Genomic DNA, 706 nt, shown 5'->3' with positions numbered 1-706 from the left:
TCCGGCCCGACACGCGTGCGGCAGCGGCATCGGCGAGCGCGCCGGCCTGGCCATAGCGTTGCCGCGCCTGTGCCAGCGCGGCTTCGGCCTGGGCCACGGCGATGCGGGCATCGGCATCGTCGAGCACGACCAGCACATCGCCCGCCTGCACGGCCTGGGTGCCGCCCACCTTCACCTCGGTCACGGTGCCGGCCAGCTGCGGCGTCACCAACGCGGTTTCGCCGCCGACATAGGCATTGTCCGTCTCGACCCGGCCGCGCGCAAAGATCGCCCACCACGCCGCTGCGAGCAGCGCGGCAATGATCACCACCCCCGCAAACAGCCGCAGCGCGCGGCTGCGCCGGGGGTTGCCTTGCGCTTCCACCGGCGTTTCGATGGTCGCGTTTGCCATATCAGCCATCACTGGCCCTCCTGTTCCCGAAAGCCACCGCCCAGCGCGCGCACCAGCGCAACATCGGCGGCAAGGCGAAAGGCGCTCACGTCCGCCAGCGTGCGCCGGGCGGTCACCACGCCATCATCGGCGGTGAGCACGAAAAGCTGGTTGGACAGCCCGGCCTGATAACGCAGCGAGGCCACCTTGCGGGCGGCTTCGGCTTCGGCCAGGGCACGCGCAGCGGCCTGCTGCTGCACGCCCAGGGCCGTCACCGCGCCGGCAGCATCGGCCACCTCGTTCAGCGCCCGCAGCAGCGCGGCATCATGCGCCGCC

The 706-nt window shown here is 72.1% G+C and carries 2 pseudogenes; both read right to left on the bottom strand.

Features of this window, described 5'->3' with window-relative positions:
- A pseudogene (locus GJ693_RS16450) lies at window positions 1-400 on the bottom strand (EmrA/EmrK family multidrug efflux transporter periplasmic adaptor subunit); the annotation flags it as partial.
- Window positions 400-706, bottom strand: a pseudogene (locus tag GJ693_RS17320) (multidrug transporter); the annotation flags it as partial. The pseudogenes GJ693_RS17320 and GJ693_RS16450, both read right to left, overlap by 1 nt.

This window comes from Sandarakinorhabdus oryzae, assembly GCF_009733735.1.
In the GTDB taxonomy this organism is placed as follows: Bacteria; Pseudomonadota; Alphaproteobacteria; order Sphingomonadales; family Sphingomonadaceae; genus Sandarakinorhabdus; species Sandarakinorhabdus oryzae.
The sequence above is the reverse complement of the archived record's forward strand: the minus strand, read 5'-3'. Positions and strand labels throughout refer to the sequence as shown.